We start from the raw sequence: 17,153 nt of genomic DNA on the forward strand, positions 1-17,153 counted from the left end.
ACGATTTGACTTAGAGCCAAACTCACACGTTATGAATTTGCGATTCGATTCAATTTGTTAAAGAAACTAATGAAAATGATCAATGGCCACTGAATCCTACTTTTTAGCAGTCATTTTGTCATAGAAATTAAAGGCACAGCCCAAAACGTCGCCGCCAAATGAGCCGATAAATGAACCTAACTTTGTTTGTAATTTAAACATGAATTTTCACTCCTTCAACCTGAAATCACTTAACAAATATATTGTAAACATAATTCTGAATGAAAGCAATTACATTATCTATATAATGGGAATTAAATCAAAAATAACTAGATTACCAAAAATATTTTCACAGATACTTAATCATTTTCAAATAAAATAAAAAGTTGTCACAAATTAAGATTTTTTCCTAACTTATGGCAACTTTTTTAAATTTATTTAGAGCTCTGATAAAACATTCTTTTTAGATAATCGTTTAGCAAAGTGAATACTAGGCATAAAACTAAAGTCAAGCCTAAATAACTGACAGGCACTGGATCAGTCACAAATCCAAAAGAACCGATCAGGGTTGCAACCACGACATTTGCTAGCACAACGTAAGAAACGATTTTACTGGGTGCTAAGGACCACATTTGATCTCTTGTTCGACTTAATAAAATCGTTCCCATCGCTGAATATATCAAGTAACAGAAAAGAATAGTACTGATCTGACCATGATTCAAATTCGACATCGTCATTAAAAAGGCAAACATCCCAAAGCCGAGAATTAGCCAACTCACTGTCAAAATTGATGACAATTTCGTTAGTTTCAATATATTCCAAGTTTCCGGTCGACGTATAACTTTGACGTTGTCTGTTCCTAATGTCAACGTCACGCAATCATTTAAGATAACGATCAAAACTATCAAACTCAAAGAAACTGGGAAAAACCGGGCTGATAAGTAACCAAATGTCAACAATAACGATAACTGTGCTGTCCGTGCCAATTTAGTGATCACCCAGGTCATCATTCGTTGATAAACTCGATGTCCTGAATCGATCACCATCAGGATTCCCAATAACGATGAATGCGTCAAAATGATTCTTGCAGCCGTTTTGGCAATGTCTGTCGCGGTATTGATTGCGATACCTACATTAGCTTTTTTCAATGCTGGTGCATCATTGACGCCATCACCGGTCATCCCAACGGTATGGCCTTGTTGCTGAAGTAATTCGACCATTGCTAATTTTTCTTTTGGATAAACACTAGCTACCCCTGCATACGATAATGGATCAGCCTTTGCTTGTTCAAAACTAGTGACCTTTCCAGTCAATCCAACGCCTTGGGCAACAGCGCTGGCAGTTGGAATAGTATCACCAGTAATCATTAACGGCGTAACTCCAGCTTTTTTAATTTCCTGAATAAACTTAACGCTATCGGTTTTTAGTTGATCTTTAAAAGCTAACAACCCGATCACTTGTCCATCCAGCTTGACTACCAATACTTGTAGTCCTGTTTCAGTTAATTCAATGAACTTTTGATAACACGATGAATGTACATCTAACAAAGCCTTGGGTGATCCTTTGACCAATACTTGATTAGTTTTTAAAATCGCTTTAGAACTTTTCAAAGCCGGATCAAAGGGATCAAAATCACTGATCGGCAAGGCCTTGATTTTTTCTGTTTTGCTCTTGGCACCAATCGCTAAATCTAAAGCATTACCACCGCTTACGTCACTAACACATAAAGCATATTGCAGTAACTGCCTTTCGGTTAAATTTTCAATTGGAATGATTTTGGTCAAGATCGGCTTATTTTCAGTCAGCGTACCGGTTTTATCAACTAAGAGAACGTCCATACTAGCGGCCTCTTGGATACCTGATAACCCACTAACTAAGATATGTTTGTTAGCCAATCTTTTAGCTTCAACAGAATTGGCGACATCAAAGCTTGATGGCATGGACACCGGAATCGTAGCTACGAATAAAATTACGATGAATGGCAACAATGATAATATTCGTTCATGATTTATCAAAGCTGCAACGACCAAAATCAACGCTAAGACAATATCCAAATAAGCTAGATACTTAACTACTTTAAACAAAATATTTTGGAGTTGTCCTGGAGTTTCGTTCTGACGAATCAGATTCGTAGTTTGTCCATAACTGCTGTGCGTACCTGTTTTGGTTACTACACCATAAGCATTTCCTTCAACTACGGTCGAATTAGTATAAATGTCGTCATCTTTTTGCTTGACGACCGCTTGGGACTCACCTGTGATAATAGCTTGATTAACAGTGAGCGCACCGGTGACTATTCGGCAATCAGCTGGAATAACTGAACCAACTGTCAAATGCAACAAGTCATCTGGAACTAAATTTCTGGCAGAAATCATCTGCCATTGACCATCCCGCTTGGTATTTGTGGAAATGGTCAGTTGATCATCTAAAAATTTCAAGGAGCGGGCTGTTTTGGACTCTTGAATGGCGCCATCGAGTGCTGAAAAAAGCAAAAGTGCGAAGATGAAGACTACCTGGATGAAATTGCCTAACAGTAGCTCAATGATCAAAGCTAATTCAATTATCCAAGGGATCGGCCCCCACAGCCTTTTGATTGTCAACTGAAGAAAGGTTCGCTGAAGTTTGGGAATTTCGTTATAACCAAACTTGGCTCTCTGACTGATAACTTTCGCATTTGTCAGTCCTAAGTGTTCGATTTCTTCATGCATGATTATCTCCTAGTCAAAATCAACATCATTTGGGAAATGAGCCATGAATTCAGTGTTCTCACCTAATTCTTCTTCAATTCTTAGAAGTTGATTGTATTTAGCGAGACGCTCACCACGAGCTGGAGCACCTGACTTCAATTGTGAAGCATGTAGTCCAACCGTAAAGTCAGCCAAGAAGCTGTCTTCTGTTTCACCTGAACGGTGAGACATCATAGCTGTATAGCCATTCTTGCGGGCTACACGGATAGCTTCGATAGTTTCAGTAACTGTACCAATTTGATTCAATTTGATCAAGAAACTATTTGCCATACCCTTCTTGATAGCTTTTCTGAACAATTCAGGATTTGTACATACGTTATCGTCAGTGATGATTTGAACTCTCTTGCCATTCTTTTCAGTAAATTTAGCAAAATTATCCCAATCATTTTCACCAAATGGATCTTCAACTGAAACAATAGCTGGGTACTTGTCGAGCAATCCTTCATAGTAAGTTGCCATTTCGTCTGGTGAGCATTTCTTACCTTCAAACAAATATGAGCCATCATCTTGAGCAAAACTTGAAGCAGCAGCATCAAATGCAATTCCAATCTCTGCACCAGGTTCATAGCCCGCATCTTTGATGGCCTTGTTCAATTCATCAACTGCAGCAGCACTAGATGGAAGATCCGGAGCAAATCCACCTTCGTCACCTAAACCAGTTTGAAAACCTTCTTTTTCAAGATTTTTCTTCAATTGATGATAAACATTGACGATCTTTTCAAAGCCGTCACGGAAGCTGGTACGTTTGATAGGTGTGATCAAGAATTCTTGCATATCGATGCCGTTGTCGGCGTGCTCGCCACCATTGATAACATTATGGAACGTCTGTGGTAGCTCAAGATCAACACCACCTAAATAGCGGTAAACTGGAATCTTTTCACAGTTTGCAGCTGCACGTACATTGGCCATCGAAACACCTAAAATAGCATTTGCACCTAACTTAGCTTTATTTGGTGTGCCATCAAGATCAATCATCATTTGATCGATCTCAGCTTGGTTAAATGGATCTGCTCCATGTAATTTTTCATTGATCAAAGTATTTACATTTTTTACAGCTTTTAAAACGCCCTTACCATCAAGACGATCTCCGCCATCGCGAAGTTCAACCGCCTCATTATCACCAGTAGATTTACCAGAAGGAACACTTGCACGTCCTACAATACCGTTGTCTAAAATAACATCAGCTTCAACTGTAGGATTACCACGGGAATCAAAAACCTCTCGTGCCTTAACACTTTCAATTTTTACTGCCATAATTGCTCTCCCTTCTTGGTCATAAAAAAATGACGCCTACTCCAAACGACACCCACCGAGTAGGTCCTTCAAAGTAGACGTCATCAATTACAATCAAGTAATATTTTTGGCGAACGTCATCGCCGATTACAAATTCATGGTACCGCTAAGTTCAAAAAATGTGTATCCGATATTTGTAATATAAGTTTATAAATGATGAATATATTTGAAATAAAATATAAAATTAATCGGTAATCTGGCATTGATATGTCAGTTAATTTTTGAACTATTAATCAATATTAATCCATCCATTTTAGTCAAATTAGATACAAAAAAAGAAACCATTTTATTAAAAATAGGTTTCTTTTCTAAAATCATTAATTAACTTTTAAGCGAACTACGGGAATCGAACCCGCGACACTAGCTTGGGAAGCTGGTATTTTACCATTAAACTAAGTTCGCAAAATCATTTCACAATTACTCATTATACATTAAATTCACCTAAAATGATAAATAAAATTAAAGTATTGGTTCAAATTTGAATATAAATTGATTTTTTTATCCCGGTAACCTAAAATCAAAGTTAATGATAGCAAGGCTATCGAATATCTTCATTGAGGAGTAAAAGAAATGAAAAAAACTATAGTTGCTTTGTTAGCTTTAATTACGCTAATGGGGACTGCATCAATTACTACCGCTTGTTCTAACAATACTAAAACTGAACAAGCTGAAACGCATTCTGCCAAAAAGATCACTAAATCAGAGATCAAAGGCAAAACTTACGTTGGTGTAAGTAAGGACAACAAAGACCAATATATCTCGTTTTTCGTTGGGGGAAATAAGCCAATTATCCATAACCAAGTAAGTAAAGACGGTACGAAATCAAATATTTCTTACTACATGAAGAAACCAGCTCCTAAGTTGTCGATCAATAAAGACAATCCTAAGAAGTTCAAGATTTCTAAGGGTATGAATATCATGTCCAAACCAGAATTCCACTACAACTTTAAGAAGGTTGGAAAGACCACAATCCAATCAACTGAAAACAAGCAAGAATGGAAATTGTACAATGGTAGCCAAAAGAGTGCTATCAAACATGTTCAAAAACAAGCTCAAAATCAAAAATAATTTGCTTTTGACCTAATTCAATAAGGTATCGACATAAGTCGATGCCTTATTTTTTTGACAAAAAAACGACCAGGCAATTTTTGCCTGGCCGGTTCATCTTAATTGATATTATACAAAATTAATATTGGAACATGTAAGTATCTCTTTCCCATTGTGAAACAGTTTGACAATACTTATCCCATTCAGCATTCTTAGCTGTAAACAAGCTGTTTGTCAATTGCTTACCCAATGACTCTTGAACATACTTATCTTTTCTTAAAGCCTTTAATGAGTTATGCAATGTTGAAGGTAAATCAGTAATTCCAAGTTCCTCTCTACGTTCGTCTGTCATTGCATAAATATTTTCTTTAACTTCTGGCATCAATTTATAATCACTTGCGAGTCCATCAAGACCAGCATCCAAGATAGCTGCAATTGCTAAGTATGGGTTTGTTGTTGGATCAACACTTCTCATTTCTAGACGTTTTGACTTACCTTTGGCAGCTGGTACACGGATCAATGGTGATCTGTTCTTACTTGACCAAGCAATGTATGTTGGTGCTTCATAACCAGGTACTAGACGTTTGTATGAGTTGACTGTTGGATTATTTACAGCAGTCAAAGCACGGGCGTGTGTCATTAGACCACTCAAGAATTGCTTAGCAGTTTCTGAAAGCATGTCATCTGTGTCATCAAAGACATTGTCGTCACCTTTGAATAGTGACATATTGATGTGCATTCCTGAACCGTTGATACCTTGCAATGGCTTTGGCATAAAGGTTGCATATAGTCCATGGCGCTTTGCAACTGTTTTTACTACTAGTTTAAATGTTTGAATACTATCAGCAGCTGATAAAGCATCTTCATATTTGAAGTCAATTTCTTGCTGACCAGGAGCAACTTCGTGGTGACTGGCTTCGATTTCAAAGCCCATCTTTTCAAGAATCATAACAATATCACGACGACAATTTTCACCTAGATCAACAGGTGAAAAATCAAAGTAACTACCATCATCATTTAATTGTAATGTTGGACGTCCCTTTTCATCGGTATTGAATAAGAAAAATTCTGGCTCTGGACCAATGTTGAAATTAGAATAGCCCATTCCTTGCATTTTCTTAATGATCCGATTCAAATTGTAACGAGGGTCACCTTTAAATGGTGTACCGTCTGTTTCATAAATATCACAAATTAGACGAGCTACTTTTCCATGCTCTGATCCCCATGGGAAGATCAACCATGTACTTAAATCTGGATGCAACAACATGTCACTCTCTTCAATCCGAGTAAATCCATCGATTGATGAACCATCAAAAGTGATCTTGTTAGCAAGAACCTTATCGATTTGTGAAACTGGGACTTCAACGTTTTTGATCATACCATTAATGTCAGTGAACATTAAACAGATGAATTCAACGTTTTCTTCAGTTGCCATTTCTTTAATATCTTCTGCAGAATACTTGTGCATCATACCGCTCCTTTTTTGTATATACCAATATTGTTTTGTCGCCAAAAATCGTTACTCCAATAATAATTTTTAACAATAAAACGATAATACCAATGTAACATTTAACTGTCAAATTAATATTATAATATTTGAACCATTTCTAATTTAACACGGAATACATCCTAATTTTATATAATTTTAGAAAAAAATATTTAGCTATTTCGATTGACGAAAGCAGAATTAACATGTAAATTATACATGCGAACTAAATGTGCAATTATCAAAATAATAGTTCGCATTTTGGAGTGAATGAATAAATATGGAAGTATTTGATTACGAGGATATCCAATTGGTTCCGAATAAATGTATTGTTGACAGTCGTTCTGATTGTGACACAACAATTAAATTTGGACCCCGAGAATTTAAAATACCGGTCGTACCTGCTAATATGCAGACCGTTATCGATGAAAACTTAGCTGAATACCTAGCTAAAAACGGTTATTTCTATATTATGCATCGTTTCCAACCAGAGGCTCGAATGGCCTTCGTGGAAAAGATGCAACAAGCCAAGCTATTTTCTTCGATCAGTTTAGGCATCAAAGATGAAGAGTTTGATTTCATTGATCAATTAAAAGCAAGGAATCTAGTCCCTGAGTACATCACCATTGACGTTGCTCATGGACACAGCGATCGTGTCATCAGGATGATCAAATATGTTAAAAAACAACTCCCTAAAGCATTTTTGATTGCTGGGAATGTTGGTACACCTGAAGGCGTTCGTGAACTGGAAAATGCTGGTGCTGATGCCACTAAAGTAGGTATCGGACCTGGACGTGCTTGTATCACCAAAATAAAAACTGGTTTCGGTACTGGTGGTTGGCAACTGGCCGCTATCAGGCTGTGTGGAAAAGCTGCTAAAAAGCCTATCATTGCCGATGGTGGAATCAGAAATGATGGTGATATTGCAAAATCGATTCGTTTCGGTGCCAGCATGGTCATGATTGGTTCATTACTAGCTGGACATGAAGAGTCACCTGGCGAAACTATCATCAAAGATGGTGTCAAATATAAGGAATACTTTGGATCGGCTTCACAATACCAAAAAGGCGTTTATAAGAACGTTGAGGGTAAGAAGATGTTGATCAAATCACGTGGTAATATTGCTGATACTTTACGTGAGATGCATGAAGATCTTCAATCATCGATCTCATATGCAGGTGGAAATGATCTATCATCCCTGCGTCGTGTTGATTATGTGATCGTACGAAATTCAATTTTTAATGGTGATATGTAAATTTAAATACAAAAAAGCTGACGACTGGGTAATCGTCAGCTTTTTTAATGAATGGGATAGTTCATTGTTCAATTTGACAAACAAGTATAAGTTCGCTAATCGTAGCTTAGCAGACTGAATACCCCTCCTATCAAATTTAACATTACTGTAACATAATCTAGCAGAATTAAATAGTAAATTCGCTCATTATTTTATTATTTTTTCCTATCTCTATGAGGTTTTTATTAGAAACATATCCTACCATGTTCCAACGGTTCTTACAAATTTCAGGGGAGAACCAAACTTCACCTCCTTACATGAATCTTTTTTTTAGTGAAGACTGTTTTTCTGAATGTTTTGGAACTTTTTTATCATTAGGTAAAAGCAGTAGACCAATTAAGATAAAGAAACTAAAAATGATCATGAATAGATGCACTATTAGCGTGTAACCTGTTGTCTCGTTTCAAGATGGTGAATACTACTAGCTCTTTCATCAAAACCGACAGTATTCCTAACAATGAACCGCGGACGGTTATTGACTTGATCCAAGACCCTTCCTAAATAACTTCCAAAAATGCCTAATGACAAGAAGATCAAACCAAGACTAAACAAAAGTAAAGTTATTCCAGTCGTCATCGCTGTAAATCCGCCAGTAGCAATCAAGTAAATCAGATAAATCAGACCGCCGAGCAATGGCAATCCTGAAAAAAGATTGACTAGTTGCAATGGCTTCATTGAAAATGACGTAATACCATCCAATGATAATTTGATCATTTTAGATAAAGGATACTTCGTTTCACCAGCAATCCTTTCATGACGGTGATACTCAACACTCGTTTGCTTGAAACCGATCCAGGTGACCTGTCCACGGACAAATGGATCATGTTCATGAAGACGTTGCATCTGATTGACCACCTTACGATTCATCAAACGAAAATCGCCAGTATCCAACGGCATATTGATTGTTGCCAACTTTTGAAATGTCCGATAAAACATTGCAGCTGTGAATTTTTTAAAAATTGTTTCGCCATCACGCTTTTCTCTTTTGCCGTATACGATGTCATATCCTTGATGCCATTTTTCAATCATTCTGGGGATCACTTCAGGTGGATCTTGAAGGTCAGCGTCCATTACGACGACTGCGTCACCTGAGGTGTACTGCAATCCAGCGGTAATAGCTATTTGATGTCCAAAGTTACGTGAAAATTCAACGATTTTGATATTATCATGTAGTTTAACTTCTGCATTGATAATTTCGACTGACCGATCTTTTGAACCATCGTCGACGAAAATCAATTCATAGTGTTCTGGTTGTTTTGATACAAATTTTTCAAGTGTATCAATGGTCGTCTTAATACCAGCTTCTTCATTGAAAACCGGCAAAACAACTGAAATTGTTTCTGTCATTATTAGACTTCCTTTCTCAATTATTCAGTCTAAGTTTTTACCTAATCATTATTTGTAAATGCTCGAAAGGTCATAAAGTGTTCCCGATTGACCAGGACCACCCATACCGCCACCACCAGGTGTACCAGTTTGACCTGATTTCTTCGATGATGAGCCTGGAGCTTTAGTACCAGATGGTTTACTTCCAGCTTTGATACCAGCTGGTTTCTTTCCAGATGGCTTTTTAGATGGTTTACTTCCAGAAGGCTTTTTGCTGCCACTTGGGGCTTGATTACCACTTGGAGCACCGCTAGGTGTACCATTACCACCTTGGCCAGGAGCACCTTGACCACCAGGTTGTTGACTATTTGCTGCACTTTAAGATTTCTCAGTTGTAGCCGAGGTTGGGATGCCAGAATTTGTAGTTGAAGAACTACTCTTCAAAGTAATCTTCTTTGCGTGCTTTTTGATCCAGCTAACAATTTCAGAATTACCACTACCAGTCTTACCACCAGAGTAGTAATACTTAACTTGACCGGATTTAACTAACTTCTTAAATTGAGCCAAAGTAATCGCTGGTTCAGTACCATTAAATCCACCCATTGCCATAACAGCTTTACCTGTCTTGATAATGTATGGTGAAGCGGTACTTGAATCATCAGTAGCAAATAAATATTTGGCATTTCCTTGATGTTTTTCAACATATTTCAATAGTTCAGAGTTGACTTGGGAATTGCCCATGCCACCTCCACCGCCGCCCATACCGGCGGATTGAAGCAATGATGGTCCAGCACTTGGAATACCGTCACTAGAACCAGCAATCGTCGGTGTGAGAGACCACCATGTTGGAGCAATCATGATCAAAATAGATCCAATGATTGGCCAAGTATAAGCACGTTTTGCTTTCTTCGAGATCCAAGGCAAGATGTAGAGCACGATTGAAACCAAGATGCCTAATCCAGCTAAGATCCAAGCTAAAGTTGAATAATTATCACAAACATACCAAGCCTGTAATAAACTGGTACTTAAAATAGCTGTTGGTAGCATCAACGACCAGCCTGACTTGTGAAGCCATTGCTTGATCATTGTATAAAGTCCTACTCCACCTAGAGTGGCAATAGCAGGTGCCAACATAATCATGTAATAAGGATGGAAGAAACTGGCAACTGAGAAAAATCCAAATACGGGTACTAACCAAGCTGCCCAAAGCCATAATTCTTTTCTTTGTGGATTCAAAGACCACCAGTGTTTCATCTTCGAGCCTCTATAATAGAAGAAACTTGAAAAGAATCCAAGGATCGCCACGATCAATAACCAACTGATCTGTGGTCCTAATTCTTGCTGGAAGAGTCTTAATGGACCAGCGGTACCAATATTGAAGGCACCACCGCCTCCACCAGCCATTTGCTTGTTACCTTTTTTACTACTCTGTCCGGGTCCGCCTTGACCACCTTGGCCAGGTCCTCCTTGACTGCCTTGACCGCCTGGTTGACCAGTCTTACCTTTTGAACCACTTGGTTTTGCGGGAGGATTGCCTTCTTTAGAACCCTTCTTTGAGCCAGTCGGTGGGGTCATGCCTTCTTTTGAGCCACCTTTTTTACTATTGCCCATTCCTGGGAAAGCACCACCAGTACCAGTCGATTGACCTAATAATCTTTGAGCACCATTGTAACCAAAAGCTAATTCCAAAGCCGAATTAGTTTCAGAACCACCCTCATAAGGACGATCATTGGCATTAGTCATATCAACTGATAATGGCCAGATCAATGTGAATACTGCTAAAAATATCGTAGCAATACCTAGATGTAATAATTTTTTCTTCCAATTGATCTTCGTTGCGATCCAATAATAGAAGTAAAGAGCTGGAAGTAACATGAAGGCTTGCAACATTTTAACGTTAAATGCTACCCCCATGATGGCAAAGCCGATCCAAAGATAAAATTGTTTAGATTTGAAAACAGCTTTTTGAACAAAAAATATTGATAGTAACAAGAAGAAAATCAATGTTGCATCCATGTTGTTGGTTCTTGAATCTGCAACAACGATCGGTGTCAATGTCATAATAAGAGCTGATAACCGGGCAGGAATACGTCCGAATCTTTTACCAATCATGTTGTAGATCAAATATACCGAAGCAATCCCGAAAAGGATCGATGGTAGAACGACACTCCAACCATGAACTCCAAAAATTTTAGCTGATATAGCCATAAACCATAAAGCAACAGGTGGTTTATCAACAGTAATGTATCCGGCAGGATCAAAGCTAGCATACCAGAAATTTTTAAAACTCTGGGTCATACTTTCTACCGCAGCCGTGTAGAAACTATTAGCTTCACCAGCTTCCCAAATATTCCAGGCATATAAAAATGCCGCTAAAATCAAAATGGCGATTAACCAATAATCCCACTTAGCAGTTCTCAAGCGGGCAATAAAGCCATGTTGCCTCCTTGTGTTACGCGGTTCTTTTGATTCCATTTATTATTATTCTCCAATCTTAAAGGGCCATATTGATTAGGAAACAAATCCCCGCATACAACAATACGGACAGGTAAATTGGCATTGTTTTTGTTAAATGTCTTTTCATTTGTTTCACTCCCTTTTTCAACGCTGAATACAGAATAATCGACTCAACTTAAACCAAACTTAAATAATTATCTCAATTTAAAAAGATTTGATTTTTGATAAAAAATGAAATAACATTCAAAACAATCATTTATAATAGACACATCGAAAAAAGGAGAGCGGAACTTTTATGGATAACAATATTAAAATCTTAGTAGTCGAAGACGATGTTGATTTGGCTAACAACATCGAGTCTTTCTTATCTGACTTTGCCAAAATCGATATCGAAAATGATGGCCTTTCAGGTAAATTCGATGCTGAAGAAGGTGTTTATGACCTGATTATCCTGGACCTAATGCTTCCAGGTATGAACGGCTATGACGTCTTAAAAAATATCCGAACTGAAAAAATCAACACCCCTGTGTTGATTTTGACAGCCAAAGCTGAATTAGACGATAAATTACGAGGCTTTGATTTAGGAGCCGATGATTATTTGACTAAGCCATTCCATCGGGAAGAATTACTAGTTCGGGTCAAATCACTTTTAAAAAGAAGCGGTGCCTTAGCTGATGATTCAATTTTGAAGATCAATGATATTGAGATCAATTTAAATAATCATGAGGTAAATATCGAAGATCAACCGATTTCTTTGAATGGTAAGGAATATGACTTGTTAGTTTATCTGGTCCAAAATAAAAATACTATTTTGACTAAAGATCAGATTTTTGAAAGAATCTGGGGATTTGACTCAGACACTTCCATTACCGTTGTCGAAGTTTATATGAGTAATTTAAGAAAAAAATTACGACCATCTAAAAACGATTATCTAATCAAGACAATCAGAAATGTTGGGTATATCTTCCAAAATGAAGAAACAGCGAAAAACTAAATTAACAAAAATCATTCGTCGACAACAACTACAGTTATTCTTCTTAGTCATGGCTACCTTTGCCATCCTTTTCATCACCTTGGGATTTATCTTGGTCAACTCTTTTTATAATTCCACTTACAATGGAATCGATAAAGGTGTCAAAGACCAAGTAAATTCAATAAAATTTTCTCCTAAAAATCAGCCTCATGGGCCAAACGACCTTCATGATGCGGCAAACAAGACACCACAACCAAAGGCACCTTTTCAAACTTCAATTTTGATTTACAGCCCTGAAGGTAAATTACTGAACAAATCTAGCTTGGGAAATCGTTATAATTTGTTGAAAAATTTGCCTTTGAAAAAATCAACCGTTAATAAGCGACAAACTTTAGTCGTGAAAGATATGAGTTTCCGGACGGAATTAGTTAAAGTTTCAAAATCAAACAATAGCCCGATTTATGCGGGACAATACGTGATGGTCGTACAAAATATTGATAATCAAATGCAATCACTACAAGATTTCGAACGAATCGTTATTATTTCCTTTGTCACCTTTTGGCTGATATCGTTGATCCTATCGTATTTCTTGACTCGCCTGACTATGCGGCCGATTATCACTTCTTGGAAGAAACAAAGTGAATTTGTGAATGATGCGGCTCATGAGTTGAGGACTCCTTTGGCAATTATTCAGGGTAAACTGGAATATATGTTTACTAAGCCCAACAAAACTATTATCGATGAAGCTGAATCCATTTCTGTTTCACTTGATGAAGTCAACCGTTTGAATTCACTGACAAATAGTCTTTTGGAACTTGCTAGAGCTGACCAAGCCACTACCAAAGTTTCAATGCGACTCACGGAGCCAGAACATTTTTTGCCGGACCCTATCAAACCATTCAAGGATATTATCGAATCGCAAAATAAACATTTCGAAATCGATATCCATGAAAAAATTACTTTGCGTGTTGATAAGGATAAGATCAAGCAATTACTGATCATCCTTTTAGATAATGCCACCAAATATACTCCCGAGGGTGGAACTATCAAGATCTATGATTATCTGGACAATGGTAAATATTATTTTGCCGTTTCTGATACAGGTGTGGGAATATCTGATGCGGACAAACAAAAGATTTTTGGCCGCTTTTATCGAGTTGATAAATCCAGAACTAAACCCACTGGTGGCAACGGATTAGGTTTGGCAATCGCTAAACAAATTGTCGGGATACACCATGGTAAAATCTTTGTCAAAGATAACCACCCTACTGGTAGTATCTTTACTGTTGAGTTACCAGTTAGACATAAACAATTGAAATCATAAAAAAAGTCCAGATGAATACATCATCTGGACTTTTTCTATGCTTTTAAAATACTTAATTTTGTTTAAAAAATAAAAATAATGTTAGATCAAGCGCCGTTTTAGACAATCATTCGTTATGATTTTGCAGACTTTTCCCTAATAAATACATGCTAAGATACAGATTTGCGAATAATATATTTATTTCTGGGAGAAACTATGAAATCTAAAACACATCTTTTGATTTCACTAACAGCAATTTTAATCAGTGTAATAAGTCTATTTATTTTTTTACTAATAAATCAGCCTCTAACGCAGAAGAGAATCTTAACATTACTAAAAAATTAGATATTGTTGAAATAAAAAATCGTAAAGATACTTCCGTACTGAGAATCAAATACACTTTACCATCTGATAATCCAGTCATCGTCCTTAACTCTCCGCAATTCAAAAATATCGATATCACAAAGTTGAAAAAGAAAATTGGCGATAAGAATATTAGTATTAAAGAAGATGATAAAAAAATTTTTATTAATTTAAAAAACAATATTGATCCAAGAGGAAATGGCGAATTTTTGCTGGAAACGTTAAATCAAAATAAGACAGATTTGACTTTTACTGATTCGAAAGCAAGTATCCTTACGAAAAAAGTATTAAATGACAATCAATCAGCAGATCACACTATTGATTCAGCTATTTCGTCATCCCCTGAAACAAGTCAATCTAGTCAATCATCCAGTACGACAAATCAACCAACATCTGAATCTAAAAATAATTACGACTCATCTGATTTGTCAAAAAGTGCTACCTTTACCGACACTGGTGGTGATCCGATATCAGACGACGAAACAGATCCAGAATCGCAGTGGATCTCCTCAAGAAAATTAAAAATCTCTCCAGGTCCGGCACAAAAATTAACTGATGGTAGGCAGGTAGTTCCGGTAATTTATTTTGGTGCTTTAAATTACGCACTAGAGAATATTAATATTCACGAATCAATTGGTGACCGACCTTCTTCAGAATCATTTGGCGACCTTGTTTCGATTCCAGGAGCTGATGGACAACTCTCCATCAATAAAGGTGAAGGTCGTAAAAATAATATCACCGCAGCCAACACTGCAGTAATCATTGTCCCTAAAGGTGGCAATGTTTTTGATAAACAAACCAAAACCTTTGACGGCAATAAAAATGAATGGCTGACTAATACCTTTGGGGACGGTTTATTAACTGGTGGTGGCCATGTCATTACTAACTTTTTAGGTTCTCAAAGAAATCATGTCACGACCAACCTTTATAATCTTGTCAGTCCTAGTGGTACTTGGTCTCAACCCAATTTATTAGGTGTTGATAATAAAACTGGTAAAGGTGACCACCGCATTGCGTTAGATGAGGGTTCCGAAAGATTTTATACTAGGGATGATCCTGTAACTAAGCTTCCCCAACAACGGATAACTTTTGACCAAGCAAATGGTCGATACGAAAAAATAAAAATTTCGATCACCCAGGGATTTCAAGCCGATGGATCGATCTATGTTCACATCAATTTTAAAAATATTGGTAATACTAGAATCCCACATTTCACAGGTTATGCCTTTAGAGATATTACTTTTATGAGAAATCACAGCGTCAATAATTTTGATAAAAATACCGTTTTAAGATCACTGGGACAAAACCGCGGAGTTTATGCATCACGAAAAGACCTGAATGGTAGTATCAGATTCCGTTTAAATGAATTTGAAGATTCTCCCTATGCTTGGTCAGCACGTGGCACTAGTTCAACTTTTTTCAGCACTACTCAAACTGACTTTCCGTGGCGACATTACTCATCTGAAATGTCGGGAAAAAATGATGAATGGTATAACATCTATGATCATGGAGATAAAGAACTTGCCCTCCCATTAGGAAAACGATTCGTCGGTGAAAATGGGGCTTCTGGATGGGACTCGGGAATTTCAATGCACACTGAAGGTCAACCTTTAGCTTACGGTGAATCAGTTTCTATGAGTTATGAAATTGTGTATGCAGCAATGAGCTCTAACCCAATGATTGGGATAAATCAAAAAGGAACTTCAAATAATCCTTATGTCGTCGATTCTGATTCAAAAAATATAAATGTCGATGGTGGCTGGGCCCATTTAGGTGAATCAGAAATATCAATGCGGTACTTGATCGATGCTAAAAATAACAAAGATAAATCTGAAATAATCAATCATGGGACTTTGATATTTAACAAGACACAAACGCCATCTCAGCAAAAAGTTGCTGAAAGACAGGCGTGGGGCTCTAAAATACCAATCGAAAATCTAAGACCAGGTAAACATACGATCAGCTTTTTGGCGACAGATAAAAACGATCCACCTCGTAGTTCTTCGATCAGAACATTGGTAATTGAGATCCCCAAAAATGCCACTAAAGAACCGCAAATAAAAATCCTTTCCCCTGCAATCCATCAAGAAAACACACCTTTTCATCCAGCTAACCAGGCTATGAACATCAGTGGTTTCTGGTCTGATAATGACAACGAGTATGTGGACATCACCTATGAATTAGACGATTGTGGAAGTAAAAAACATCTATTTAAAAATGCCAAAAACGACAAGGGAGAAACGATGCCTTGGGAGTTTGATAATTATTCAATTCAAGATCTCAACGATACGAAAATACATCATCTTACTTTTGAAATCGACGATCATGATCCAAAAACAGAAAATGCCAAAGATATCCTTTATTTCCAGCATGTCCATGGAGATTATCAAATTATCGTCCCTGATACGATCGATTTTGGTACCTTCCATTTACTACCGAATCAAAAAGTAACTGCTAAGCCAAAAGTTTCCGGTAATCTTATCTTCAAAGATTATCGTCCGGAAAATGCACCAGGACTAGATATTAATTTAACGACAAATAATTTTGTTCAAAATCAAAGATTTAATCAGATCGATAATAGTATTGATGAAAATAATCCGACACCATCAGTAACTCTCGACAACCAAGTTTTTTGGAACAATCAAGTTTCAGAAACGCCTATTAACGGTCATTCATCGTTTAAAATCAAAGAACAGCTCAAACCACAGGCTGGTAAATGGCAAACTTCCATCGACCTAACACATGAATTTGAAAAAGGCTTAAAGATGAACATCACCATGCCAAATGGAGTCCGCCAAGGGACATTCAATAGTACTTGGGTTTGGACGGTCAAAGATGCTATCTAGTGATTTTTATCATAAAAACATTACTTTTCGTAAGTAATG

Annotated in this window: 11 protein-coding genes, 1 tRNA gene and 1 riboswitch; of the genes, 5 read left to right on the top strand and 7 right to left on the bottom strand. The window is 37.1% G+C overall.

All coding sequences use genetic code 11. From position 1 onward, the window contains the following. Nucleotides 1-413: 413 nt before the first annotated feature. The 3 genes from FC27_RS06830 to FC27_RS06840 all read right to left on the bottom strand — a co-directional run bounded on the left by FC27_RS06830 (nucleotide 414) and on the right by FC27_RS06840 (nucleotide 4,421). Complete coding sequence (locus FC27_RS06830) at nucleotides 414-2,687, bottom strand: HAD-IC family P-type ATPase (RefSeq protein WP_010623441.1); 2,274 nt, start codon at nucleotides 2,685-2,687, stop codon at nucleotides 414-416. A 9-nt stretch (nucleotides 2,688-2,696) separates the two neighbouring features. Continuing rightward, complete coding sequence (gene eno, locus FC27_RS06835) at nucleotides 2,697-3,980, bottom strand: phosphopyruvate hydratase (protein ID WP_010623440.1); 1,284 nt, start codon at nucleotides 3,978-3,980, stop codon at nucleotides 2,697-2,699. 67 nt (nucleotides 3,981-4,047) lie between these two features. Beyond that, nucleotides 4,048-4,113: riboswitch (Fluoride riboswitch) on the bottom strand. Between the two features lie 237 nt (nucleotides 4,114-4,350). After that, nucleotides 4,351-4,421: transfer RNA gene (locus FC27_RS06840), tRNA-Gly, on the bottom strand. Between the two features lie 168 nt (nucleotides 4,422-4,589). Between FC27_RS06840 and FC27_RS06845 the strand changes: the two genes are divergently transcribed. Continuing rightward, entirely contained in the window at nucleotides 4,590-5,087 is a 498-nt protein-coding gene (locus FC27_RS06845; RefSeq protein WP_010623439.1) for a hypothetical protein, read from the top strand. A gap of 118 nt (nucleotides 5,088-5,205) precedes the next feature. On the opposite strand, the gene glnA is transcribed toward FC27_RS06845, so the two are convergent. After that, nucleotides 5,206-6,534 (bottom strand): type I glutamate--ammonia ligase, encoded by a 1,329-nt coding sequence (glnA, locus tag FC27_RS06850; protein WP_010623438.1) that lies wholly within the window; start codon nucleotides 6,532-6,534, stop codon nucleotides 5,206-5,208. A gap of 298 nt (nucleotides 6,535-6,832) precedes the next feature. Here glnA and FC27_RS06855 point away from each other — a divergent pair, with 298 nt between their 5' ends. Continuing rightward, nucleotides 6,833-7,807 (top strand): GMP reductase, encoded by a 975-nt coding sequence (locus tag FC27_RS06855; protein WP_010623437.1) that lies wholly within the window; start codon nucleotides 6,833-6,835, stop codon nucleotides 7,805-7,807. A gap of 417 nt (nucleotides 7,808-8,224) precedes the next feature. Here the strand turns inward: FC27_RS06855 and FC27_RS06860 are convergent, their stop codons facing one another. The 3 genes from FC27_RS06860 to FC27_RS06865 are packed head-to-tail and all read right to left on the bottom strand — an operon-like array spanning nucleotide 8,225 to nucleotide 11,647. Continuing rightward, on the bottom strand, nucleotides 8,225-9,193 hold the full coding sequence (locus FC27_RS06860; protein ID WP_010623436.1) for a glycosyltransferase family 2 protein: 969 nt from the start codon (nucleotides 9,191-9,193) through the stop codon (nucleotides 8,225-8,227). A gap of 41 nt (nucleotides 9,194-9,234) precedes the next feature. After that, on the bottom strand, nucleotides 9,235-9,549 hold the full coding sequence (locus tag FC27_RS12235; protein WP_010623435.1) for a hypothetical protein: 315 nt from the start codon (nucleotides 9,547-9,549) through the stop codon (nucleotides 9,235-9,237). A 1-nt stretch (nucleotide 9,550) separates the two neighbouring features. Then, on the bottom strand, nucleotides 9,551-11,647 hold the full coding sequence (locus FC27_RS06865; RefSeq protein ID WP_010623434.1) for an ArnT family glycosyltransferase: 2,097 nt from the start codon (nucleotides 11,645-11,647) through the stop codon (nucleotides 9,551-9,553). 277 nt (nucleotides 11,648-11,924) lie between these two features. Between FC27_RS06865 and FC27_RS06870 the strand changes: the two genes are divergently transcribed. The 3 genes from FC27_RS06870 to FC27_RS06880 all read left to right on the top strand — a co-directional run bounded on the left by FC27_RS06870 (nucleotide 11,925) and on the right by FC27_RS06880 (nucleotide 17,114). Next, a complete protein-coding gene (locus FC27_RS06870; RefSeq protein ID WP_010623433.1) occupies nucleotides 11,925-12,623 on the top strand; it encodes a response regulator transcription factor in 699 nt (232 codons plus the stop codon). Then, the gene (locus FC27_RS06875) at nucleotides 12,601-13,926 is read left to right on the top strand and encodes a sensor histidine kinase (protein WP_010623432.1); all 1,326 of its coding nucleotides are present in this window, start codon (nucleotides 12,601-12,603) and stop codon (nucleotides 13,924-13,926) included. Before FC27_RS06870 ends, FC27_RS06875 begins: the two co-directional genes overlap by 23 nt. A gap of 446 nt (nucleotides 13,927-14,372) precedes the next feature. Further along, on the top strand, nucleotides 14,373-17,114 hold the full coding sequence (locus FC27_RS06880) for a hypothetical protein (protein ID WP_010623431.1): 2,742 nt from the start codon (nucleotides 14,373-14,375) through the stop codon (nucleotides 17,112-17,114). Nucleotides 17,115-17,153 lie beyond the last annotated feature (39 nt).

Origin of the sequence: Companilactobacillus versmoldensis DSM 14857 = KCTC 3814 (genome assembly GCF_001434295.1) — a bacterium.
In the GTDB taxonomy this organism is placed as follows: domain Bacteria; phylum Bacillota; class Bacilli; order Lactobacillales; family Lactobacillaceae; genus Companilactobacillus; species Companilactobacillus versmoldensis.